The sequence below is a fragment of the Paenibacillus ihumii genome (assembly GCF_001403875.1).
Classification (GTDB): Bacteria; Bacillota; Bacilli; order Paenibacillales; family Paenibacillaceae; genus Fontibacillus; species Fontibacillus ihumii.
The window spans coordinates 3,819,882-3,845,160 of sequence record NZ_LN884299.1 but is presented as its reverse complement, the minus strand read 5'-3'; the positions used below and the strand labels follow the sequence as shown (position 1 = coordinate 3,845,160).

19 protein-coding genes are annotated in these 25,279 nt (G+C 48.5%); 18 read left to right on the top strand and 1 reads right to left on the bottom strand.

The window, feature by feature from the left end:
* Positions 1-113: 113 nt before the first annotated feature.
* The 3 genes from BN2762_RS24480 to BN2762_RS24470 all read left to right on the top strand — a co-directional run bounded on the left by BN2762_RS24480 (position 114) and on the right by BN2762_RS24470 (position 3,179).
* A complete protein-coding gene (locus BN2762_RS24480) occupies positions 114-899 on the top strand; it encodes a YheC/YheD family protein (RefSeq protein WP_055109463.1) in 786 nt (261 codons plus the stop codon).
* Between the two features lie 239 nt (positions 900-1,138).
* Positions 1,139-2,266, top strand: coding sequence for an aminotransferase class I/II-fold pyridoxal phosphate-dependent enzyme (locus tag BN2762_RS24475; RefSeq protein WP_262362841.1), 1,128 nt, complete (start codon positions 1,139-1,141; stop codon positions 2,264-2,266).
* A gap of 25 nt (positions 2,267-2,291) precedes the next feature.
* Positions 2,292-3,179, top strand: coding sequence for an O-methyltransferase (locus tag BN2762_RS24470; RefSeq protein ID WP_230202591.1), 888 nt, complete (start codon positions 2,292-2,294; stop codon positions 3,177-3,179).
* A gap of 156 nt (positions 3,180-3,335) precedes the next feature.
* On the opposite strand, the gene glf is transcribed toward BN2762_RS24470, so the two are convergent.
* Positions 3,336-4,439: a UDP-galactopyranose mutase gene (gene glf, locus BN2762_RS24465; protein WP_055109458.1), complete on the bottom strand. Its 1,104-nt coding sequence runs from the start codon at positions 4,437-4,439 to the stop codon at positions 3,336-3,338.
* Between the two features lie 201 nt (positions 4,440-4,640).
* On the opposite strand from glf, the gene BN2762_RS24460 reads away from it, so the two are divergent.
* From BN2762_RS24460 to BN2762_RS24390, 15 genes are all read left to right on the top strand, one after another.
* Complete coding sequence (locus BN2762_RS24460) at positions 4,641-5,522, top strand: LysR family transcriptional regulator (protein ID WP_055109456.1); 882 nt, start codon at positions 4,641-4,643, stop codon at positions 5,520-5,522.
* Positions 5,523-5,719: 197 nt separating this feature from the next.
* A complete protein-coding gene (locus BN2762_RS24455; RefSeq protein WP_055109454.1) occupies positions 5,720-8,584 on the top strand; it encodes a beta-glucosidase in 2,865 nt (954 codons plus the stop codon).
* A 62-nt stretch (positions 8,585-8,646) separates the two neighbouring features.
* Entirely contained in the window at positions 8,647-11,070 is a 2,424-nt protein-coding gene (locus BN2762_RS24450) for a beta-glucosidase family protein (protein ID WP_055109452.1), read from the top strand.
* A 30-nt stretch (positions 11,071-11,100) separates the two neighbouring features.
* The gene (locus tag BN2762_RS24445) at positions 11,101-11,706 is read left to right on the top strand and encodes a hypothetical protein (protein WP_083485112.1); all 606 of its coding nucleotides are present in this window, start codon (positions 11,101-11,103) and stop codon (positions 11,704-11,706) included.
* Positions 11,707-11,718: 12 nt separating this feature from the next.
* Positions 11,719-12,735 (top strand): glycosyltransferase family 2 protein, encoded by a 1,017-nt coding sequence (locus tag BN2762_RS24440; protein WP_055109450.1) that lies wholly within the window; start codon positions 11,719-11,721, stop codon positions 12,733-12,735.
* A gap of 187 nt (positions 12,736-12,922) precedes the next feature.
* Positions 12,923-15,358 carry a beta-glucosidase family protein gene (locus tag BN2762_RS24435; protein WP_055109448.1) on the top strand — a complete coding sequence of 812 codons (2,436 nt, stop codon included), beginning with the start codon at positions 12,923-12,925 and terminating at the stop codon, positions 15,356-15,358.
* A gap of 200 nt (positions 15,359-15,558) precedes the next feature.
* Entirely contained in the window at positions 15,559-16,815 is a 1,257-nt protein-coding gene (locus tag BN2762_RS24430) for a GGDEF domain-containing protein (RefSeq protein WP_055109446.1), read from the top strand.
* Positions 16,816-17,206: 391 nt separating this feature from the next.
* Positions 17,207-17,521 carry a transposase gene (locus BN2762_RS27965; RefSeq protein ID WP_055105575.1) on the top strand — a complete coding sequence of 105 codons (315 nt, stop codon included), beginning with the start codon at positions 17,207-17,209 and terminating at the stop codon, positions 17,519-17,521.
* A complete protein-coding gene (locus BN2762_RS24420) occupies positions 17,479-18,390 on the top strand; it encodes an IS3 family transposase (RefSeq protein ID WP_222861019.1) in 912 nt (303 codons plus the stop codon). Before BN2762_RS27965 ends, BN2762_RS24420 begins: the two co-directional genes overlap by 43 nt.
* A 326-nt stretch (positions 18,391-18,716) precedes the next feature.
* Positions 18,717-19,427: an alpha/beta hydrolase gene (locus tag BN2762_RS24415; RefSeq protein ID WP_187386580.1), complete on the top strand. Its 711-nt coding sequence runs from the start codon at positions 18,717-18,719 to the stop codon at positions 19,425-19,427.
* Positions 19,428-19,682: 255 nt separating this feature from the next.
* Positions 19,683-20,165, top strand: a complete 483-nt coding sequence (locus BN2762_RS24410; protein ID WP_055109442.1) for a hypothetical protein — start codon at positions 19,683-19,685, stop codon at positions 20,163-20,165.
* Entirely contained in the window at positions 20,162-21,892 is a 1,731-nt protein-coding gene (locus BN2762_RS24405) for a hypothetical protein (RefSeq protein ID WP_230202590.1), read from the top strand. The genes BN2762_RS24410 and BN2762_RS24405 overlap by 4 nt, the downstream gene beginning before the upstream one ends.
* Before the next feature lie 16 nt (positions 21,893-21,908).
* Positions 21,909-22,100, top strand: a complete 192-nt coding sequence (locus BN2762_RS24400; protein WP_055109437.1) for a hypothetical protein — start codon at positions 21,909-21,911, stop codon at positions 22,098-22,100.
* Entirely contained in the window at positions 22,097-22,642 is a 546-nt protein-coding gene (locus BN2762_RS24395; protein ID WP_055109435.1) for a hypothetical protein, read from the top strand. The genes BN2762_RS24400 and BN2762_RS24395 overlap by 4 nt, the downstream gene beginning before the upstream one ends.
* A complete protein-coding gene (locus BN2762_RS24390) occupies positions 22,639-24,192 on the top strand; it encodes an AAA family ATPase (RefSeq protein ID WP_055109432.1) in 1,554 nt (517 codons plus the stop codon). The genes BN2762_RS24395 and BN2762_RS24390 overlap by 4 nt, the downstream gene beginning before the upstream one ends.
* The last annotated feature ends 1,087 nt before the right edge of the window (positions 24,193-25,279 follow it).

The following is a 25,279-nucleotide window of genomic DNA, read 5'->3' as shown; positions in this document are numbered from 1 at the left end:
CTGTTAGTCAATTAAGCATATGGCGGAACCTTTCGTCTCGTGCCGACAGCAGCCTACATCCTTTTTTTTGTTTGAAACGTATGCTAGGAGTAAACGAGAAATGGAGGGATCAAATGGGATACCGTAAGTTGAATAAATGGGGAAAATACGTGGTCATGCGAAAGGAAAGAATCCTGCGGCAGCATATGCCACCGACAAGAATCGTCACGAAGAGGCAGTTGCTTAGGATGCTCTTGCGGTACGGAATGGTCTATATGAAGCCGGATAATGGGCAGCAGGGACGAGGCGTCATGAGGGTTCAGATACGCAAAGGCAGAAAGCGGAGATATGCATACCAGCTTGGTGAGCGCAAGCGGACATTCGCAACCTACCACCAGGCCTATGCGTCCTTACGCAGGGAGATGAAGGGCGAACGATATGTAGTGCAGAAGGGAATTTGGCTGCTTAAGTATAGAGGGCGTCCATTCGATATTAGGCAAATGATCCAGCGAGCGCCTCGAGGCGGGTTTGCAACGACCGGTACATTTACTAGAGTGGCCCATCCCCGCAAAATCGTGACGAATGGAAGCCAGGGCGGCTCAATTTATTCAACGGATGCCATATTGCGGAAGTTTATCAGTCCCGCAAGGCGCAGGAAATTGTATCGCCGCATGAACACTCTGGCACACCGAACCGTTAGGCAGCTGTGGCGCGCGACCCCCGGGATTAAGGAGCTCGGTATGGATTATGCGATCGACCGCAAGCTGAAGCTTTGGATTCTGGAGGTGAACTCGAAGCCGGGGGTATCCCCGTATACGCTGCTGCGGGATAAAAGCATAATCAGACGGATCGTCAGATACGGCAGAGCGTACGGCAAAAAATATAGTCTGGTCGTCAGAAAAGCAAAACGCGGCAGATAGCCGGCCGCATTTACAGCAATCAAGCCTGTTAGATTAGTCATTCGTCTAACAGGCTTCCATGCTGCTAAGCTTTAGCCGGTCAAAGGGCCCCTTTTTTTAACGCACAAGATATGGTTGAATAAAGGATGGAGTTGATGAGAACTTACATATAGTCCTATTTTATTTCAAATCAAGAAGGAGCCCAAAAAATGCAGTTCGCAAAACGAATGGACCGATTTGGGGAAGGCATCTTCACTAAATTGTCAGATATAAAAAGCGGCAGATTGCAGCGTGGAGAGAGGGTGATTGACCTGAGCATAGGCACGCCGAATATTCCGCCGGCCCCTCATGTGATAGAAGCCTTGTGCACGGCCGCGGCTGAGGAGAAGAACTATATTTACGCTCTCAGCGATCAGAGTGAGCTCTTGGAGGCGGTCAGCAGCTGGTATAAGAAGAGATATAACGTTGAGCTGGATCCGAAGACGGAGATCTGCTCGCTGTTAGGCTCACAGGAAGGGCTGGCGCATATTTCATTATCCATCGTGGATGAGGGAGATATCGTGCTGGTGCCGGATCCCTGCTACCCTGTGTTTGCCGACGGGCCGCTGCTGGCGGGGGCGAAGCTGCATTACATGCCCCAGAACAAAGAAAACGGCTATGTGATCAACCTGCAGGACATTCCCGAGCATGTAGCTAGACAAGCCAAGCTGATGCTGGTGTCCTATCCCAATAACCCGACCACCGCCATGGCGCCGGACAGCTTCTACGCTGATCTGATTGCTTTTGCGAAGAAATATGATATTATCGTTCTTCATGATAATGCTTATAGTGAATTAGTGTTTGATGGACAAGACTGCGGCAGCTTCCTCGCCTTTCCTGGGGCGAAGGAGGTTGGTGTCGAGTTCAATTCCCTGTCCAAAACCTATGGACTGGCCGGTGCCAGAATCGGCTTCTGCATGGGAAATGCCGAGGTTGTATCCCGACTGAGAATTCTTAAATCGAACATGGACTATGGCATGTTCCTGCCGCTCCAGCACGCGGCGATTGCCGCGATAACGGGCGATCAGAGCGGGGTAGAGACAACGAGGAAGGCTTACGAACGGCGTAGAGACGTCCTCTGCGAGGGCTTGAATGCGATCGGCTGGAGTATGGAAAAGCCATCGGCAACGATGTTCGTCTGGGCCGCGATTCCCGGGCATTACGAGAAGTCAGAGGATTTTGCAATGGATCTGGTGGCCAAGGCCGGAGTCATTGTTACTCCGGGCAGCGCCTTCGGCCCTTCGGGTGAAGGGTATGTGAGAATGGCGTTAGTTCAGGATACAGAGATTCTGAAGCAGGCGGTCGATGCGGTTCATGATAGCGGGATTTTAATACGCAGCATGGAATAATGCAGAACCATAGACAGGAGAGAAAATGGAACATAATCAACCGATAACAGAGAAAATCAAGGCCGATAACGCCAAAGTATTTGCTTTACTAAGCCACTATTTGAACCAGGCTCCTGATTTCATCAACAAGGAAGAAATGGAAGAAATTCTGCAGGGCGGCGTTTCCTACGAATATGCCTTTGGGGCTTTGCTGGCAGCAGCCTTCGGCATGGATATCGTGGATAATGCGGATGATAAAGACCTGTTCAACCGTTACTTCAACCACATGATTCACAAGCTTGAGGCAGAGGAGTACTCTGGCAATCCGTACTACAGCCATATCCAGATCCCGGCGGTCAAAATAGGGAACAGCGAATTGAAATATGAACAATACAAGCCTTTTGAAGGCTTTGTATGCAACGATATCGTCCGGACGGAAGAGGGAAGGCAGATTCCCCAAATCGGATTTTTTGACACGGAATTCAAATTTCCGGCCATGCTGGAAAACGGCCGCATCTGGATGACCATTACGCCGAATGAAATCGAAACGATGAAGGAGCCGGTCGATCAAGCCTTCGGCAACGTGCTTACCTATGGAATGGGGCTTGGTTACTATGCATACATGGTATCTGAAAAGGAGAATGTAGCAAGCGTAACAATCGTTGAAAGCAATGAGCATGTGATCGACTTGTTCCGGGAATACGTGCTGCCGCAATTCAAGCATGCCGACAAGATTCGCATCATCCGGGCGGATGCCTTTGAATATGCGCAGGAGCACATGGGCAAAGGGCAATATGATTTTGTATTTACGGATTTATGGCATGATGTTTCCGATGGAATGGGCATGTATTTGAGAATGAAGGAATATGAAAATCGGAGTCCGGGCACGGTGTTTACGTATTGGATCGAGAAGTCAATTTTGTGTTATTTGTAAAGGGCGAGAGGGTGTTTTGCTGAAAAAAAACCAAATCCGCTGATGTATTATTATGGTTAGTAGCGAATACGTTGAAAAGTTATCCAGAATCGAAATAAATTTAACCCGCCCCAGGCTCAAAACCTAGGCGGGTTATTTTCAGTCAGCCACTAACAATTACTCCCCAAGCTCCCTGCTCACGGCAGCTAAAGCGGCACCGATGACCTGATGCATGTCGTAATACTTATAGGTAGCCAAGCGTCCGCCGAAGATGACGTTGGCTTCGCTGTTGGCCAGCGCTTTGTACTTCTTGTAGATCTCATTGTTGTGATCATCGTTGATCGGATAATAGGGCTCGTCGCCCGGCTTCCACTCTTTAGGATATTCCTCTGTGATGACTGTCTTGTCCTGCGTGCCGAAATCAAAATGCTTATGCTCAATAATCCGCGTATATGGCGTCTCTGGGTCCGTGTAATTGACGACGGCATTGCCTTGGTAATTGGCCGTATCGTGCAGTACCTTCGTTTCGAACTGCAGGCTTCGATATTCGAGCACGCCATATTTATAGTCGAAATATTGGTCGATCATACCGGTATATACAACTTTTTTGGCGCTGCTCCGAAAGGCTTCCCTGTGTTCGAAGAAATCAACATTCAGCTTAACCTTTACGCCCTCAAGCATTTTTTCAATAATGGCCCCGTACCCGCCGATTGGAATGCCTTGGTACCGGTCATTGAAGTAGTTGTTGTCATAGGTGAAGCGGACGGGAAGCCGTTTGATAATGAAGGACGGCAGGTCTTTGGCAGACCTTCCCCACTGCTTCTCGGTATAGCCTTTGATCAGCTTCTCGTAGATATCGGTGCCAACAAGCGAAATCGCCTGTTCCTCCAAATTTCTGGGCTCGGTGATGCCTGCGGCCTGCCTTTGCTCCTCGATTTTTTGCTTTGCTTCATCGGGGGTGACTACGCCCCACAGTTTGTTGAAGGTGTTCATATTGAAGGGCAGATTGTACAGCTCCCCCTTATAATTGGCGATCGGTGAATTAGTGAACCGGTTGAATTCGGCGAAATGATTCACATAATCCCAAATGGCCTTGCTGTTCGTGTGAAAAATATGCGCCCCGTACTTGTGCACGTGGATGCCTTCGATTTCCTCCGTATACACATTTCCGCCGATGTGGTTTCTTTGGTCGATGACCAGGCATTTCTTGCCCCTCTTGTTCGCTTCATAGGCGAAGACCGCTCCGAACAGGCCTGCGCCCACCACTAAATAATCATACATGTCCATACTCCCTTGATCGATCGTTATTTCACATCTTAGCATAAATCGAAGGACGTGAACTACAGCTTTGTCGCGAGCAGGCTATAGGATTGCCATATAGTATAATATGCTATACTATAATGCAGTCAGGTTTGTCCGTGGAGGCAAATCAGCAAAGCTACCTTTGGCTAAGACGTGTCCGGGATGAGGGGGTTAGCCGAATTGAACACAGAGGCATTGGAATATTTCATCAAGGTGTATGAGAAGAATAGTGTTACAGCGGCGGCGAAGGACCTGTTTATTACCCCTCAGGGAGTAAGCAAGACTATCAGGCAGCTGGAGATGGAGCTGGAAGCCGAATTATTCCACAGAAGCTCCCGCGGGATGGAAGCGACCAAAGCTGGCGAGCTCCTCTACGCCCGGGCTAAACATATTCATTATTTGATCGAGGATATTAAGAAGGAAATCAGCATTATTAGCGGAAAAAAGGGCAGCTTGAATGTGGTGATTACATATTCCATAACATCGATTCTACCCGTGGACTTTTTATATCATTTCTCTAAAGAATACCCTGATATTCAAATCAAGCTGAAGGAGTACCCTGATGAGTATCCGTTAACCCAGATCTTCCAGGAGGAAGTGGACGTCGGCTTGGTTATTGGCACGGAAGACATCGAGAACTGCGAATTTGAACGGATTGCCAAAGGCCAGGTCGTGGTCATCGTCTCGAGAAATCACCCGTTAGCCAGCCGGGAGGAAATATCCGTTACCGATCTGGCTAGTGAACCTCTGGTCGTGAAGACGGCAGGCGAAGGGAAGGAGAACGGCTTTATCGAGAAATGCCTCGAACAGGGATTCTCGCCTCAGGTCATGCATGAATTCGGAAATATCATTTCCGCTCACAGATTATGCGAGAGAAATGGGGCAGTAGCCGTTTCTATTGATTTTGTGGAAGAGTCGTTCAAGAATGACAATTTAAAGCTGATTAGACTGAAGGAGAAAATACCTCAGGATATTTATCTGGTTTCCAGAAAGAGAGGCATCCAGTCTAAAGCCATAGCCTTATTTGAAAGATACGTCAAGGATCGGTGCAAGTCGTTTTGATGGGAGAAAGCTTCCGTCAGAACGGCTTTTTTTAGTAGTCAACTAAAAGTTGCCGCCCCTTAACGTTTGGTTGATTCTATATTCATCCTATATACGTTAAGCTTACAATGCAGTCGGATGAACGCTCATCAATGATTTTGCGGCTCATATCATCGATGAAAGCGTTTCAAAATAACTAGATGGGGGCAAGAAGGTTTATGTCTGGCAAATCAAAGAAAAAGTTTCGGATTATCATGAGTTCACTGCTGGTATTCGTATTGCTTATCGGCACGGGGGCTAACATTGCGCTGGCCTACTACTCGGATGTCATCACAGCGTATTTTTCAAAAATCGATATCACGACTCCAGAAGCGCAGAAAGCGCGGGCTAATTCAGAAGAGGTGTCGGAGCTGATTACGGATGAAGGGATCGTTCTTCTCCAGAATAATGACAACATGCTGCCGATGACGACGAACAAAAAAGTCAATGTTTTCGGTTGGAGCTTTACGGCGCCTGTATACCTGGGCTCTGGTTCAGGTGCGGCAGATTCATCCACAGCTGTGACGCCAAAGGCGGGGCTGGAAGCAGCTGGCTTTGAGGTGAACGAGCAATTATATAACGATTACGTAGCCACTGGCCTTGAGAGACCAGTATCGGGGATTGAGGGATATGACTGGACGATTCCAGAGCCTGTGGCTTCCGAGTTTTACACCGAAGAAAGAATGAAGCAAGCCACCGAGTTCTCGGATACAGCGATCATTTTCCTTGCCCGTGCAGGGGGAGAAGGGACAGACCTTCCGGCGGTCTTGGACGGTCCGGATACCTATGATCCGAATGGAAGCGGCACGATGGGCCCGAGCGGAGAACGCTTCGGTAATCCTGACGACCTGGACCCGAATAAACATTATCTGGAGCTGTCCAATCGGGAGCTTGGCATGATCGATGCGGTTACGAAGCATTTTGACAAAATCATCGTCATCGTGAACGGTTCTAATACGTTTGAACTGGATTGGGTCAAGAAATACGACCAAATCAAGAGCATTGTAACGGTCGCCGGACCGGGACAAAAGGGATTTGCTTCGCTTGGCAAAATTTTAGCGGGAGAGCTCAATCCGTCTGGAAGAACGGTTGACTTGTTTGCGGCAGATATGCTTGATGCGCCGGCGATGAAAAGCTTTGGCGATTTAAGGTATGTGTTAGATAACGGCGACGGTACATTTACTGTAGCTGTAGATAAAAATAACGTTCCTTTGACTTACGTCAATTACACCGAGGGGATTTATGTAGGCTATCGCTACTACGAGACTGCAGCAGCAGAAGGGGCGATCAACTACGACGAGAAGGTGATGTTCCCGTTCGGACATGGGCTAAGCTATACGACCTTTGAACAAGAGGTTGTTCCGAACAGCTTAAAATGGAGTGATACGGACATTTCGGTCGACGTCAAAGTGACGAATACAGGGGCGATGGAAGGTAAGGAAGTGATTCAGCTCTATTATTCCGCGCCTTACACAGGAAAAATTGAAAAGTCTTCCGTCGAGCTGGCTGCCTTTGCCAAAACGGGCGTCATTAAGCCTGGCGATTCAGAGACGGTAACTCTCACATTTAAAGTAGAGGATATGGCTTCTTACGATTACGCTAAAGTATTCAGCCCAACCGGTTCTTATGTTCTTGAAGCAGGCGAATATAAACTTATGCTCATGAAGAACTCGCATGACAAGATCGCGGATGTCGGCTCGAAGAACTTGACTCAAGTGATATTTAACGAGCAAGGCCGTTCCTCGGATCAGCAGGCTGCTGTCAATCAGTTTGACGATCTTGTGACCGGGGAAGGCAGCATCCAGGCTTACCTCTCTAGAGCAAATGGCTTCTCTAACATGGATGTCCTGAACACCAGTGAAACTATCCAGGTGAAGAATGCTGAAGGCGTTGTAGAGGAAGTAAAAGGTACGGTCGTGGATCCTGCATTCGTCGATTACATCAACAGCAAGCGTTATGACATTCCTGCGGACAAGCAGCAGAACGCGCCGACGACTGGAGCGAGCAATGGAAAAACGTTAAAGGATTACGTCGGGGTCGATTATGAGGATCCAAGCTGGAACGAGCTGCTAGACCAGTTGTCTGTTCATGATCTTGTATCGATCGGAACGCTTGGCGGTTATCGGACCGTCGAGGTAGCCTCCGTCGGCAAACCGGCCACCACAGACTATGATGGACCAGCGGGCATTAGCGCTCTCTTGTCCAAGAATCCAATGTCCGGAATTGCATTCCCTTCGGAGACCATGATCGCACAAACCTGGAACATTGAACTCGCCGGGAAAATGGGGGATGCCGTAGGCGCAGAAGCGAAGGCTTACGGCGTAAGTGGCTGGTATGCGCCGGGCGTGAACATCCATCGCACCGCATTTGCGGGAAGAAACTTTGAATATTATTCCGAGGACGCTCTTCTTTCCGGCAAGATGGCTGCCGCTGTCACAAAGGGCTACCAAAGCCATGGCGGATTCGTCTACATGAAGCACTTTGCCCTTAATGATCAGGAGAAGAACCGCACCCTAGGCGTTCTAACCTGGAGCAACGAACAAGCGATCCGTGAAATCTACCTGAAAGCATTTGAATATGCGGTGAAGGAAGGGGACGCTAAAGGCGCTATGTCTGGATTCAACAGCATTGGACATACATGGGCAGGCGCAAGCTCAGCTCTTATGAAAGAAGTGCTTCGCAACGAATGGGGGTTCAAAGGGATCGTCAATACGGACTTCTTTATTGGTCCTAGCTATCCGTATATGACAGCTGAACTTGCTTTCCGCGCAGGCAACGATATCCTTCTTACCGGGGTCGCACCTTACGGTGTACCGGAAGTCAATACAAAGAGCAGTGATACCTTATGGGCCATGAGAGATAACGCGCACAATGTGTTATATACCGTAGCGAACAGTAACGGAATGGATAACGGGATGAGTACAGATTTGCCGGGCTGGGTTAAGATTACGATTGCAGTAGATATCATTATTGTTCTTGGTGTTGCTGCCGGCTTCTATTTCTTATTCCGCAAACGCAAACCCGCTGCTAAAGCAGCAGCTTAAGTTAGAGATCAAAAACTTGGCGGTACTCATAAGGGGTACCGCCAAAAATAAAGGAAGAGACGATGAAACATACTGAACTTATAAAGAAAATGACATTGGAAGAGAAGGCTTCTCTCATGTCGGGCAAAGACTTCTGGCAGACACAGCATATTGACCGACTCGGCATTCCTAGCATATTCCTGGCCGATGGTCCGCATGGCATTCGCAAACAGGCGGAGGCAGCGGATCATCTTGGGCTGAATGCCAGCCTGCCGGCGACTTGCTTTCCAACGGCAGCAACGGTAGCTAATAGCTGGAATACAGAGCTTGGAGAGAAAATCGGGCAGTATTTAGGCAAAGAGGCCGTTGCCCAGAAAGTCAATGTGCTGCTCGGCCCGGGGGTCAATATGAAGCGCAGTCCCTTGTGCGGGCGAAACTTTGAGTATTTTAGCGAGGATCCCTACCATGCCGGGAAAATGGCGGCAGGGTATATCCGGGGAATTCAATCGCAAGGCATCTCGGCCTGCGTAAAGCACTTTGCCGCGAACAATCAGGAAGAACGGCGGATGTCGATCGATACGATCGTGGACGAGAGAACGTTAAGGGAAATTTATTTGACGGCCTTTGAGATCGCCGTTACGGAAGGTCAGACGAAGACCGTTATGTCTTCCTATAATCAGTTGAATGGTGAATATACAAATGAGAATCTGCATTTGATGCGGGAGATCCTTCGCGACGAGTGGAATTTCCAAGGGGTTGTCGTCACCGATTGGGGCGGCAGCAACGACCGCGTAGCCGGATTGATCGCCGGCAATGAGCTTGAAATGCCAACGACGGCGGGAGAGACGAATGAAGACATCATTCAGGCCGTGCGCAGCGGGAAGCTGAAAGAGGAAGTGTTGGATGAATGCGTCGACCGGCTTCTCGAGCTTGTTTTTTCAACGGAAGAAGTCTATAAGAATTCCCCTAGCAAAGGGTTTAATATGAAAGAGCATCACAGGGCAGCCCAGGAGGCGGCCGAGGAATCGATTGTGCTGCTCAAGAATGAAGGAAATATATTGCCGCTGCAGGCTGGCGTCAAAGTAGCGGTCATTGGCGACTTTGCACAACAAGCCAGATATCAGGGGGCGGGATCATCGATCGTCAACCCGACGATTCTGGATCATACCCTGGATTGCATTGAGGAATCGGGCATCGTCAGCTTAGGATTTGAGCCTGGATTCGAGCGTTACGGTAAGAGAAACCAGCGGATGATCGGCAAGGCTTGCGCCCTCGCTGCAAAGGCAGAAGTCGTTCTGCTGTATATGGGTCTGGATGAAGTGACGGAGGCGGAGGGACTCGACAGGCAAAGCATGCAAATCCCTCAGAATCAGATCGAGCTGCTTCACGCCTTGCATCAAGTGAATTCGAATATTGTGGTCATTCTCTCCTGCGGCTCTGCAGTAGAAATGCCATGGATTGATAGAGTGAAAGGATTGGTTCACGGTTATTTAAGCGGTCAAGCGGGGGCAAAAGCCATTCTGCGCGTGTTGACCGGCGAGGTGAACCCTTCCGGCAAATTGGCGGAATCGTATCCTCTCCGCTATGAAGATACGCCGGCCTACCATCATTTCCCGGGCAAGGAAGTGAGCGTGGAGTACAGGGAAGGGCCGTTTATTGGATACAGATATTATGATACGGCGAATGTGGAGGTTCTTTTCCCGTTTGGTTACGGACTGAGCTATACGAACTTCGAGTATTCGGAGCTGCAAATCATCCCTGAAGGCGCGGCGTTCAAAATTACGAACACTGGAGACAGAGCGGGAGCAGAGGTAGCTCAGCTATACGTAGGCTGCAAGTCGGGCGGTATTTTCAGACCAAGAAAAGAATTAAAGGGGTTTGCCAAGATCTTTTTAGAGGCGGGCGAGACAAGAACCGTGCTGATCCCATTTGACGATAAGACATTCCGTTATTTCAACGTAAAAACGAATCAATGGGAAATTGAAGAAGCTGAGTATGAGATCATGATCGGGGCATCCAGTGCGGATATCCGGTTAAAGGGCATCCATGCTGTTCAAGGAACGAACGCTCCGCTGCCCTATGACCGGGAGAAGCTGCCATCGTATTATTCGGGGCAGGCCAGCAAGGTCAGCCTGGAGGAATTCGAGAGCCTGCTGGGGCATAAGGTTCCTGAAGCTGCCTGGGACCGCACGAAGCCGCTCGGTTATAACGATACAATTGCTCAGTGCCAATATGCCAGAGGCGCTTTTGCCAGATTTGCATTCCACGTCATCTCGTTTGCCCATAAGTTCTTGTGGAGAATAGGGAAGCGGAGCACCGCTAATCTGATTATGATGTCCGTCTATCATATGCCGTTCCGGGGAATTGCAAGAATGACCGGCGGCATAGTGAACATGCCGATGCTGGATGGGCTGCTGATGGTGGTGAACGGCCAGTTCTTTAAAGGCTTCCGGCATTTCTTCAAGGAGAGGAGCAAAATGCTGAAGGCCGCTAAACATAATCATTAAGGCTTGTATCAGCGACAGAGGAGTGGGAGAATGAGTACGAATCAAAAGATGGGCGGGCCGCTGGGGCTATGGGCCCGATATAAGGAGAAGCACCCCAATATTGCGCAATTCCTTGTCTTCTTTATACTGAGTAATGGCATCACTGTTTTGCAGCTTGTATTAATGCCTTTTTTCAAGAGTCTGTTCGCCAAGACGGCACTAGTGAATACAAGCTTCCAGGTGCTGCAGTTCGGGCATAATTTTGACGGGAGCGCCTATTATGTGTTCGATTATGCTGCAGGCTCTCTTACAGCGGGCGGCGGCGGCGGCCTTGCCTACTTCCTGGCGGTGCAAATCACCCTTGCTATCGCCCAAATTATTAACTTCTTCGCCCAGCGGAGCATTACGTTCAAGTCGAACAGCAACATTTGGCAGGCAGCATTCTGGTATGTCGTAGCCTATATTGTGATCACGATTGGAGCGGCCGCGGCTCAAGGCTTCTATAAGGCGCCTATTTATAACTTGTTCATAAATACCTGGGGCTTGGGCGCGGTAGGAGAAACGACAGCAGACGTAATTACGATGATCATTAACAGCGCGATTTCGTTCTGGGTGTTCTTTCCGATTTTCAAAGTCATCTTCAAACAAAAATCATAGGGTAGTGTTAGCATGAAACTGTTATCTGTAGTTATCCCTTGCTATAATTCGCAAGAATATATGAGATATTGCATTGAATCCCTTCTGCCAGGGGGGGAGGAGGTCGAGCTGCTTATCGTCAATGATGGATCTTCCGACCGGACAGCGATCATTGCCGATGAGTACGCCAGACGGTATCCGACGATCGTCAAAGCGATCCACCAGGAGAACGGCGGGCATGGGGAGGCCGTCAATGCCGGGCTCCGTAATGCCGCCGGGTTGTATTTCAAGGTCGTGGACAGCGATGACTGGGTGGACGTTCGGGCCTATCTAAAAATTCTGCAAACCTTGCGAGATTTGCGAAACGAAGACAGGACCGTGGATATGGCGATCAGCAATTTTGTCTATGAGAAGGAAGAGAGCAGCTACAGGAAGGTCATGAAGTATAGCGGTCTGCTTCCGGAGGGCAAAATTTTCACCTGGGATGACGTCAAGCCTTTTCGCAAAGGCCGATATCTCTTGATGCATTCCATCATATACCAGACGCAATTGCTGAGAGAATGCGGTCTGGAACTGCCTAAACATACCTTCTATGTCGACAATTTATTCGTATATGTGCCTCTCCTGCATGTGAAGAAAATGATTTATATCAACGTCGATTTCTACAGATATTTCATTGGCCGGGAGGATCAATCCGTTCAGGAGAGCATCATGATTAAGAGGATTGATCAGCAGCTTAAAGTAAACAAACTGATGATCGAGCAGGCTAGGATGGACAGCATCTCCCATCCTAATCTTCGCCGTTATATGCTCGGTCATCTTGAGATTGTAACGGTGGTATCTGCGATTCTATTGATTCGTTCCGGGACGGCTGAGAATTTAAGAAAGAAAAAAGAGCTGTGGAAGTTTATTAAGGATACGGATATCAAGTTGTATCGAGAGCTTAAATACGGATTTATGGGAAGGCTGATCCATCTGCCGGGACGAGCCGGCCGTCTGATCTCCGTGGGAGCATACAAGATATCGCAAAGATTAGTCGGGTTCAACTAATTTTTAGGGATGTTGGGACGATATAAACAGAGGTGGTACTTCAATTTGAGGTGCCGCCTATTTTTTTTCCGCCGGCGATGATTTTAACCCCTAGCGTTAAGTCTCCGGGAATATTATATGATATACTTTAAAAATGCTAACGATCTTTCTTTTTGAATATGCTCAGAATACAAAAGAGGTCTAGATGATGAAGTATAAAGAATTAATCGAAAAGATGACGATCGAGGAAAAAGCTTCATTAATGTCAGGCAAGGATTTCTGGCAAACGCAGGACATTGGCCGGCTGGCCATTCCCAGCATGTTCCTTGCCGACGGACCGCATGGCATCCGGAAACAGGCTGTGGCCGCGGACAAGCTGGGCTTGAATGCCGGGGTTCCCGCCACCTGCTATCCGACAGCAGCCACGGTGGCAAACAGCTGGAATGTGGAGCTGGGAGAGAAGGTCGGCGAATATTTGGGAGAAGAGGCCATTTCCCAGAAGGTCAACGTCCTGCTCGGTCCCGGGGTCAATATGAAGCGTAATCCTCTATGCGGAAGAAATTTCGAATACTTTAGCGAGGATCCCTATCTGGCCGGCAAGATGGCAGCCAGTTATATTAGAGGCATTCAATCGCAAGGAATATCCGCTTGCGTCAAGCATTTTGCTGTAAACAATCAAGAAGAGAGACGGATGTCGATCGATGCGGTCGTCGACGAAAGAACGCTTAGGGAAATTTACTTGACCGCTTTCGAAATTGCGGTGAAGGAAGGCAGGACGAAATCGATCATGTCCTCCTACAATAAAATAAATGGTACATATGCCAATGAGAATATGCATCTGATGCAGGACATTTTGCGCGGCGAATGGGGTTACCAGGGCGTCGTCGTCACGGATTGGGGCGGCAGCAACGACCGCGTGGCAGGGCTGCTGGCAGGCAATGAGCTGGAGATGCCGACGACGGCTGGGGAGACGGATCAGGAAATTGTAGAGGCCGTTCACAGCGGAAGAATTCCGGAGAGGGTTTTGGACGAATGCGTAGACCGGCTTCTTGAGCTTATTTTTACGACGGAGGCCGTATACCAGCGTCCCCGGCTGGAGTTCAATGTGGAGCAGCATCATCGGGTATCGCAGAAGGTAGCGGAAGAGTCTATCGTGCTGCTCAAAAACGAGGGGAGCATTCTGCCTCTTAAATTCGGCAAGAAGGTGGCCGTTATCGGCGATTTCGCCAAGGATGCGCGCTACCAGGGGGCAGGGTCATCGATCGTGAACCCTACGATCCTGGATCATACTCTGGATTGCTTCGAAGAGTCGGGCATCGTCAGCATCGGCTTTGAGCCGGGCTTTGAGCGCTACGGCAAGAAGAATCCGCGCAAGATCGCCAAAGCCTGCGCACTTGCAAGGAAGGCGGATGTCGTGCTGCTGTATCTCGGCCTGGATGAAGTTACGGAGGCTGACGGTCTGGATCGGCAGAGCATGCAGATTCCAGAGAACCAGATCGATTTGCTCCACGCTTTGCATGAGGTGAATCCGAATATTATCGCGATCCTCTCCTGCGGCTCTGCAGTCGAGATGCCCTGGATCGGCAAGGTGAGAGGATTGCTGCATGGATATTTGGGAGGACAAGCGGGAGCAAGAGCTATCCTCCGCGTATTATCCGGCGACGTAAATCCATCCGGCAAGCTGGCGGAGACGTACCCGCTTCGTTATGAGGACACTCCCTCGTACCGCCAGTTTCCGGGCAACGAATTGACGGTCGAATATCGGGAGAGTATTTTTATCGGCTATCGTTATTATGATACGGCGGGCGTCGATGTGCTGTTTCCTTTTGGATACGGCCTCAGCTATACCACCTTCGACTATTCCGATATTAAGGTAGGCCGGACAGGGGTAACCTTCACATTGACCAACTCGGGCGACAGGGCGGGCATGGAAGTCGCGCAGCTGTACGTTGGCTGTAAGTCCAGCGATATATTCAGGCCGCGCAAAGAACTTAAGGGCTTCGTTAAAGTATTTATCAATGCCGGAGAGTCCAAGACGGTGACGATTCCTTTCGACGATAAGACATTTCGCTATTTCAACGTAAGGACGAATGAGTGGGAAGTCGAAGATGCGGAATATACGATTATGGTCGGAGCCTCCAGTGCGGATATCAGACTGACCGGGTCCCTCTATGTGATGGGTACGGGGGCGCCTGTCCCCTACGAGAAGGACAAGCTGCCTTCCTACTATTCAGGCCGGGTGAGCGACGTCGGCGTTGATGAATTTGAGCAGCTGATCGGACACAAGGTGCCTGTTGCCACCTGGGACAGATCCAAGCCGCTTGGCTATAACGATACGATCGAGCAATGCCAGTATGCGAAAGGGGCTGCCGCTAGGCTGGCCTATCATTTGATAGTGTTCTCCTACTGGTTCCTGAGAAAAATCGGCAAGCGGAGCACTGCCAATCTAATCATGATGTCCGTCTATCACACGCCGTTCAGAGGAATTGCCAGAATGACGGGGGGCGTTGTGAATATGGCGATGGTGGATGGCCTGTTGATGATGGCCAACGGCCGTTTCTTCAAGGGCTTGAGCCACTTTTTGAAGGAGAGAAGCCGTAAGGTGAAGGCGGAGAAGATGCGCTTGCAGAAGAATGGGCAATAATTCAGATCCTAGCAGCGGGCTATAGCCATAGCCCGTTGTTTTTTATTTTAAGGCTAGGTTAAACCTTAATGTTGATTATTTGCTTTGCTTTATTTTTTCATTTGTCCTTGCCGGCAATTCATAGATAATTGTGCTGCATAATTTCTAAGTTGGTGCTTTGCTTTGGCCGATAATAAGTATGAAGCAAACGTAAAACATTCATGAAGGGAATCATTTACTTGAAGACTACGGTTCGGAACGTCCTTAAGCTTGTTCTCCCATTTCTATTCATGGCTGCGGCCTATTATTTCTATAAAGAAACCAGTACGCTGGCACGGGCGCAGCTGGATATTATCGAGCTGTCCCCCTATGTGATCTTTGCCGTGGGCGCCGTGATCTCGTGGAAATTCAACCGGAGCAGGGAATTGTTTACTCTTGTCATACTTGCCCTGGCTTTGGCGTCCATGGAATATTTGCCTGGCTTGACGAAGCTGAGCCCGTCCTTTCCAATTGCTGCCGCCGATATCCATGCGATCATCTCTCTGATGATTCCCCTGAATATCGGGTTATTCTCATTGTTCAAGGAACGGGGAATACTAAGCCTGTGGGGCTTGCTCCGCATCGGGACTATCTTTTCCCAGGTGTTGATTGCGAGTTGGCTGCTGCGTCCCGAGCAAGGCGGTTTTCTTTCATTGATCACAAAAGACATGCTTCCTGTCAGCCTTACTTCCATTACAGCAGTCAGTCAGCTGTCCGTCAGCATCTTCCTGATTGCTCTAATCCTCCTCACCACGAGGCAGGTCAAATACAAAACGTCTCAGGATATCGCGTTTATTGCCGTGTTATGCGCTATGTTCTATGTGCTGCACGAGAACCAAGATCCGATGATGTATGTGGTGTTTTTTGCCGTTTCCGGCATTGTTCTGGTGACTTCGATCATCCAGGATTCGTATTCGATGGCATTTACGGATGAGCTTACAGGTCTGCCCTCCCGGCGGGCCTTGAAGCAGGATATGATGAAGCTGGGCATGAACTATGTCATTGCCATGCTGGATATCGATCATTTCAAGAAGTTTAACGATACTTATGGACATGACACAGGAGACGAGGCGCTGAAGCTGGTGGCTTCGGTCATCAAGGATGTGACGGGCGGCGGGAAATCCTACCGTTACGGCGGCGAGGAGTTCACGATTCTCTTTCCGGGGAGAAGCGTGCAGGATGCGCTGCCGCATCTGGAGCAACTGAGGGAGCAAATAGCCAAACGGCCGTTCACGCTGCGCAATCGCAAAGGGAGGGGCAAGAGCAGGTCCCGGCGCAAAACTCGAAATAGCAGTGCCGGGAAGCAAATTTACATCACTGTGAGCATCGGTTTAGCCCAAAAAAGCGAGAAGCACAAGAAGCCGGATGCCGTCATGAAGTCGGCGGACACGGCCTTGTACCGTGCCAAGAAAAAGGGCCGCAACTGCGTGAGCAGGTAGCGGAGAGGAACAAATAGCGGAGAGGCGAATGCCTTCATTTGAAAATGGATGAAGAGTGCGGTTTCTATTATCGACTATAGCTTTAGCTCATAGCTAATGCTGTCATTACGGCTTGGCCCTTTACATGTGGAGTCTGCCCGAAAAAACTTATGGCTACTATTCAGCCCCTAGTTTTCCTGGTCATATAAAAAACTAAATGTATTTTATACAGCTAGTTAGGCTGCTATATCAAATAAACCGTACACTAGATGCAAAACATGCAGTTAGTTTGCTTGAATCGAACGAATTCGTGGAAAATAGCTTGAAACTAAATGTAGGTTTGCAGCTAGAATAAAAAGTGGACAGTCCTTAAGTGAACCTAGATAATAATCCTTAAGGGAGAGATGTCCGGATGGAACGTAATAGTTACAGTGAAGAGTTTAAGAAGCAGACAGTGAAGTATATTTTAGAGCAAAGTAAGTCAATGTCGCAGTTGGCCGAAGAACTCGGTATATCTGCGGGTGTGTTGCATAACTGGAAAGCACTTTACCGTGATGATATCCAGCTGGAATCTTTAGTCACACCGGAGAGAGTGCGTCAACTCGAACAACAACTGCGTAAAAAGGAACTGGAGAATCAAGAGAAGGAGCGGGAAAATCAAGATCTCCAGGAAGAACTCGCTATATTAAAAAAGGCGCTGCACATCTTCAGCAAAGAAAGGAACTGAGGTTCCAATTCATCAAAGAACATCGCTCCGAGTTTCCGGTGGAGAAGATGTGCAAGGTTTTACAAGTGTCTCGGAGTGGCTTCTACAAGTGGCAAAAGGCATTGCCTAGCGAGCAGAAACTTCGAAAGGCGAAGGTTCTGGAGAGGGTCATGTATCATTTTCATGACTCCGAGGAACGCTACGGCAGTCCTAAGATTACCCGAATGCTGTGGAAAGAACGTATCCAGATCGCGGAGCGCACAGTTAGCATCTACATGAAAGAACTGGGGTTGCGTTCTTGTGTCTCCCGTAAATTTAAGGTGCAGACGACCGATTCCAATCATGACTCACCCATTGCTCCCAACGAGCTGGACCAGAACTTTGCCGTATCTGAACCGAACAAAGTGTGGGTTGCGGATATTACCTACATCCCCTGCCGAGAAGGACGGCTGTACTTGGCTAGTCTGATGGATCTGTGCACACGCGAGATCGTGGGTTGGCGGCTTTACGGCCGGATGACTACAGAACTTGTCTTAGATGCTCTAGAAGCCGCATATGATGCGAAAAAACCAGATAAAGGATTGCTTCACCATTCCGATCGCGGTTCACAGTACGCATCGAAGGAGTACCGCGACAAGATTGAATCATATTCCATGAAGGTTAGCATGAGTCGTAAAGGGAATTGCTATGATAACGCTTGTATCGAGTCATTTCACAGCATTTTGAAAAAAGAACTCATCTACAGAACGAAGTTCAAGACCAAACAACAGGCTTACGAGACCATTTACAGGTACATTGAATTTTTCTACAACCGCAAACGAATCCACGGTTCAATCGGCTATTTGTCGCCGGTTCAATTTGCTGCGCAATTCAAGAAGGAGACGGCATAAACTTTCACTTAATAGGTGTCCACTTTCTTGACAGAAGTCCAGTTTTGCAGTTAGTTCCTTCTAACATGGCCAAAACCGACGAACTAACTGCAGGAAATACATCTAGTTGTCTGATCAGTTGTCTGATCAGTTATCTGATCCTGGCCATCCAGAGTCAACAATCCGTTGTTTTGTTTATTGCAGAGAAGGACTCCAGTTCATTTAAGGGGCCATGTAATGTGTGCAGGAGTTTTCCGTAGTTTTAAGGGGCAAGCCTTTTTGCTACGAGGATTCCTGCACTTTTGTATCAATAAGCTAACGCAAATAAGAGGAGGTTAACCATGCCCATGCCACCGAAAGTAAAAAAACGGCTCAAGATCGCGGCAACCATCGTCTTCGCATCGTTGCTCCTTGCCGCAGGTGCATTTTATATCTATACCCTCGATTACTATCGGGCGGATGAAGCGGCGGTGCAAGCTATGGCTGGCGAAGAGAACAGCATTGTTACCAAGGATAAAATGTGGATTTTCTACCCGGAGCAGCAGGCCAGCGACACGGCCCTGATCTTCTACCCTGGAGGCAAGGTAGAAGCAGCCGCATACGCCCCGCTGTTAAAACAGTTGTCTCAGCAAGGGATAACCTGCGTACTAATGCAAATGCCCTTTAATTTGGCGGTATTTGACATGAATGCCGCAGACCGCGTATTCGGGCAGCTTCCGGAGGTGAAGCACTGGTATATCGGCGGGCATTCCTTGGGCGGAGCGATGGCGAGCAGCTATGCCGGCAAGAATACCGGCAGATTAGAAGGGATGATTCTGCTCGGCGCTTATCCCGTAGGCGCTGCCGAGCTTCCGACGCTCGCTATATATGGCAGTGAGGATATGATCCTGAATACGGACAAGCTGGAAGACACTCCAAACCAGTATGTTATTGAAGGCGGAAATCACGCCTACTTCGGCAATTACGGGGAGCAGGATGGAGACGGGACAGCGCTGATCACCAGGGAAGAGCAGCAGCGGCAAACGGTGGAGGCCATCGCGGATTTTTTGACGCCGTAAGGTAATTGCAATTGCTTGGAAACCAAATAGAATTGAAGCATTCCTCTGTAAATGCATACACAAGGAGCAGCTGCGGTCTATCTGCGATGATGGTATTGTAAAGATGTCGAGATTTCGACATCTTTCTTAAGTTTTTCTACAGGATTATATTCATGTTTACTTCCTTCGACACTATCAATATACTTAAAATATGGAAAACTTGTGGTCCTATTTTACTAGGCGTTAGCGATTACATATATGAAAGAGGGTGGCAACTTGCGACGACCACTGTTAAATGTCCAGCCCAAAACGAATACGGAGCAAATTCTGAAGACCGCGACCATAACTCGACCGAATATCGAGCTGTCTGGAGCAGCGCTGGAGAAAAGGCTCCGCTCCAAACGATCGGATGTTTACACGGAAGCCATGACGAAATTAGATGCTGGCGGGGCTGTCTGCAGCCAACAGGTTATTCAGGATCTGATTCAGGCTATTGCGAGTGAGTTTCCAGAGCTGCAGCCCCACCAATTTCCAATCGGCATTATTTCCAAATGTTATTTAGGAGCGCCATATGAAGTACATACCCTAGATGTAGCATTGGAAATTGTTGAGCATTACAAAGTGGGCCAGGCACTGCCTGCCGGAATGGAACGAGGGAGAAGCATAGCTCTTCATCCGGGCTATGCCTATGTTGAAGTTTTCTCCAATGCTATATGTGCGGTAACTAGTGCAGGAAATGTATCTATAATCAAGGGGTGACTGAATTGTCGGATCGCGTAATTTCGCAGGCGAATTTGAGCCGAATCGAACGGGGACTGGGGCAATTAGAGAATAATATTATCGTTGTCTCAAATCAGGTCCAAGAGGTAAGCCGTGAGGTTCAAGAGGTAAGTCAAGAGGTGCTGGAGGCACAAAGCCGAATCGAGCAGCTGGTGAACGAATTTAGGGAGTTTGTACATAAAGATCAGCTATCCAAAAACCTCCAACTGGCAGAAACCAGGCTTGTCAAAGTAAGGCAAGAGCTTGAGAATAAATTTGGCCATTATAATGACGTGAGAAGACGGGCGGTAGGTATTTTACAGGCTGTAGACGCTAGTCTTGTAAAGAAAGAAACGATCGAGGACGCCTCGGAGGAGCAGTTGCTGGCGGCTCCGCGTTACTGGCTTGCACCTTGTCTCATAGCATTGGCTGCATGGTTGAATGATAATAAGGATCTTGCAGAACGGGCTATGATGGAAGGGCTTCGCCGCAACGATGAGAAGACGTCTCTTTTTTTTGCGCTTGTTACTAGGAGGGGAGCTCGTTATAAAGCAAGCCGGGAGTGGCTGGACCGGTACCTGGGCTTACAGGATCCTCATGAGCTCGAAAGGGAAGTCGTTATTCTGATAGACGGTTTTGCTAACGGGGTGTTTGGCCCTGAAGCAAGAAATAAATGCGGGAAGCAAATCGAAGCCTGGATTGAAGAGCTCTCCCCAAAAGCCGGGTTTGTTGAAGAACAGCGCGAGCAATGGAAACAGGCTCTTAAATCCAAAGCAGAGCGTCTGGACGAACAATCCTATCCATACCTGCGGAAATATAGCCCGACTTGGGGAAATCTTGAGCAGTCGCTGGAAGGTGCTAGGCTGCATGATATTATCCATAGTTATTTTACAAACATATTTGCGAAAGAAATCGTACCGGCCAAGAGCATAGCATTTGCTGTAGATGCGCTGCTGGATACGCTCGTTACTCAATTTGATGAGGAGGAGCTTCCGCTTCGCAAGGATGAAAGACTGCTGTCACTGATTGTTGAAGCCGACGGCGATCGCGCATTGGCCCAGTCGCGCTTTGATTCCGAGAAGCTGCTGGAAGAGCGGGTTTCCTTCACGCAATTGTTGACCAACTTCGCTATGTACCCTGAGGTGTCCAAAGCGTCGCTGGCGACGCAGAAGCTGTCGCTTGCTCTGTCGAAGGAATGGATCGGCCACGCTCATGATGACTTGACCGCAGAGAACAGGCTGAACGTACCGATTGATATTGAATTGGCTATTGACAGCTGGACAGGAACTACCCGCAATGGCGACAATGAACAGGAATTGACGGATCATTTGTCCGAGCATATGGAGAATAGGAAGCTCCAGGCCTTGAAGAGAGCCCGGCTTGGCTTCAAGGAATGGGGAGCATTGGCAGCAGGTGTCATCTTTATTTTTATGGGGATCGGTATGCCGTTCCTTTTTGTGGTTAGCGCAGCGTTGATTATTTATTTCTTTGTTGCCAAGCATCGGATTTCGAAAGCCAGAGCGAAAATTGCAAGTGACCATGAACAGCTGTTAGCCAGCTGTAAGGATATACTGCGTGCTGTATTGGCCGATGTAGTTGATTACCGGAGAGCGTATGAAGAAGAGGATCAGAAGGCAGTCAAAATAGGTGAATTTCTGCAGGGGATATCGCCTGAGAAATATGCTTTCTCGAGTCATGATACTGCGCGTTCCGTTATTACTTCTTAAGTGAGGTGCTTAACCTATGGAAGAATCAAAGCCGTTTATTGTAAATAGAAATTCTCACAAGCCGGAGCAAGCGGAAGAGAAGTTTGAAAAGAGCTTGGAAGAAATCCAGAAAATCACTACTAACGAAGTGTTGGCTTCGCAATTTCCGGAATGGGATTTGAAGCCGCCGGCTGCTTTGATTAAGAGAAGGAGCAATAAGTTCCTATGACTTATCCAAGGACATATAAAGAATGGTCGGATTTGCTATATCAGCTGAAGCAGGGCGAAGATGAGGAAGAAACGCTTCTTAAATTGGAGTCCGGGACATTGGAATGGACGGCAGGCGTTGCCGAGAAAATAACCCGCCTAGTGTTCGAAGTATTAGAAGAAAGACTTCATCAAACGGTTCAGAGCTTTCAGAAGGAACTAAACCGAAGTGACGGCAGTGAGGCGGCAATCGTAGTAGCGATAATGAACGCGCGCCGCAGATTTGGATTTCTGGAGCGAATGTGCCGGCTGCAGGTGTTCCCCGAGGAAGTGCGGACCTCGTTTATCCATATTCACGCGCAGTATGTTCAGGATACGCAAAAGTCGCTTGAGGACAGTGCAAAAGCAGACCGGAGCGGAAGGCTGCGAATATTGATTAAGAATAACTCGCTGCTAAATTATAATAATCCTGAGGTGGCAAAGCCCCCCCAGGCTAGCAGCCCATCGAATGATCATCAACCTAAACCTTTTACTACAACCAGAAGAAGGGTGCTGTTTAAATGAATGATTTCAATAGCTGCCTTAAAACGTTGGAACAATATTTGAAGGCCAGAATTCCTTTTATATCTATCCGGACCTCTGAACGCACCCGAGCGCTAACGGCTTTAAATCAACTTGCGCAAAAGCTTGGGATCTCGATCTTCTATCATACCTTATCTCAAGGAATGAGGGATATTGCCAGTAACCGCCTAGTCAGCGATGATCGTTCAGTCATTGGCGGGCTTGATTTTGCTACCCAAAAAATTGGTCAACAGCAGAACCTGACGTTTATATTTACCGAGGTGCAGGACATCGAAGACGATACTCAAATGGCCCGGCAGCTGCAGGATGTCGTGATGCTGGCAACGGAAACGGGCGGCAGTGTAATTATTATTACGAATAAGCCGATTTGGGGGCCGCTGCAACGTCATGGGATGTCCGTGACGCTGGATCCTCCGAATGAGGATGAAATGCTGCATATTATTCAGGAGCAAATATCGCCTTACCGCAGTGAAATTCCAATCCAATGGGGGGAGGCGGAGGAGAAGCAGGCCGCTGCAATTCTGGCGGGCATCAGTCAGATTGAAGCGGAGAATGTTATTGCCACTCTATTGGCGAATGGTTCCATTACCAACGAAGATTTGAAGGAGCTCATGCATGCCAAAGATCGGATATTCGCCGATATCTCCGGAATAGAACGGGTTAAGGTGCGCGAGGATTATCAGGTCGGCGGGCTTGAGGGGTTAAAATTGTGGCTGGAGGCCAATGAACAGCTGCTTACAGCCGATTTGCGAGAGCGCGGAATCCGCCCTCCTCGCGGGATTCTATTGGTTGGGGTGCCCGGATGCGGGAAATCACTTTCAGCCAAGGCAATTGCTTCTCTCTGGAATCTTCCGTTATATCGGCTGGATTTGTCCACCATACATGGCCAGTACCTGGGGCAAAGCGAATCAAGACTGAAGGAGGCTCTCTCTACTGCTGATCATGTTGCGCCTTGCGTGCTATGGATCGATGAGATAGAGAAGGGGCTGGCCGGTGCCATCGGCGGAGGCGATGGAGGGACCTCTACAAGGCTGGTAGGGCAGTTCCTGTACTGGCTTCAGGAGAGCTTGGCCAGAGTATTCGTCGTTGCTACGGCAAACGATGTCTCCAAATTACCGCCAGAGCTGCTTCGCCGCGGTAGATTCGATGAGCTGTTCTTTGTCGATCTGCCAACGGCCAAGGAAAGAGAAGAGATTATTCGCATCTATGTGCGCAAAGGCTTAAGACGCGATATCGAGCCGGAATTAATGGAGAAGCTGGTCCGGCTGTCCGAGGGGTTTGCAGGGGCGGATATCGAAGCGGCGGTCCGGGATGTTGTCAAGCAGGCGTTTGTTAAAGGGGATGACACCGTTACGGAGGAAACGTTCATTAACAACTTTACCAATGTCGTTCCTTTGTCCCAGACGAGTCCCGAGCAAATTGACTCCATTCGTGCATGGGGGAAAGAAAGGGCGGTTCCCGCAGGCAAATCGTTTGACGATCATCCGACGGATCATTTGTCTCGAAATTCGGGACGCAGAGTTATTGTTTAACGGATAGGGTTAATCTCATAGAAAATGATTTTAAAGGGGTAGTTCCAGAAGTCATCCTAGATGATTGAGGAGCGCCCCTTTCTTTTTAGAAAGCTGTCTTGTTTCTGCAGAATCTGTTTCTGCTGATCTGTTTCTGTGGAATCATTTTTTGCGGAATCAAATTCTATAGAATCAAATTCTATGGAATCAAATTCTATGGAATGGAATCATTTCTGCTGGAATCAATTTCACCCTTGCCTGCATCCTATTCTTTAGCTCACCATATGTAAGTTGTCGAACTCGATCACTAAAATCCTATTCTTTGACTTACGTTAAATAAGCTGTCGAACTGAACACTAAAGTCGCATTCTTTGGTTTAGGTTATAAAAGTTATCGAACTGAACACTAAAGTCGCATTCTTTGGTTTAGGTTATATAAGTTATCGAACTGAACACTAAGTCTCATTCTTTGGCTCATGTTATATAAGCTGTCGAACACGATCACTAGATGGAATTCATGTATTTAATTTTGCTCTAAATGAATGTTCTGGTGGATTAAATGGATTTTATGTATCTAGAATCAGGGAACTAGCCTATGATGGCCATCTTCCTTTTTATAACAACATGAAATCCATTTAAATCTACCTTTCTTTCTTTGCCGCAGAAACTAACTACTATAAATCCATTTAGAACGAGAAATCCTCGATTCATGCTCGGCGTAAGAACTAACCCTTCAACTGCATGCAATGCAAGCGATAGGCATGCTTTAATTCTTCTTTATCTAACTTTGACGTAATGAGGTAAACATCCTATACATCTTTCTGAAAGATCAGCTAGTGAAAAGCTGGAGCAAGCCATCAAGCAATTGGAAGAGCGCTTGAAGCACAAGTCAAAGCACAAGCCGAATGACAAGTCAAAGCACAAGTCAAAGGACAAGCTGCTTAAGAAGGCGGTACGGACGTTCCGAGAGGACATGCTTCCTCGCCTTCAGAAGTATGAGACACAACAGGTGATACTAGGTTAGGTGCGAGAAACAGCTACAGCAAAACGGACCATGACGCTACATTTAGGCGAATGAAAGAAGAACACATGCGAAACGGTCAACTCAA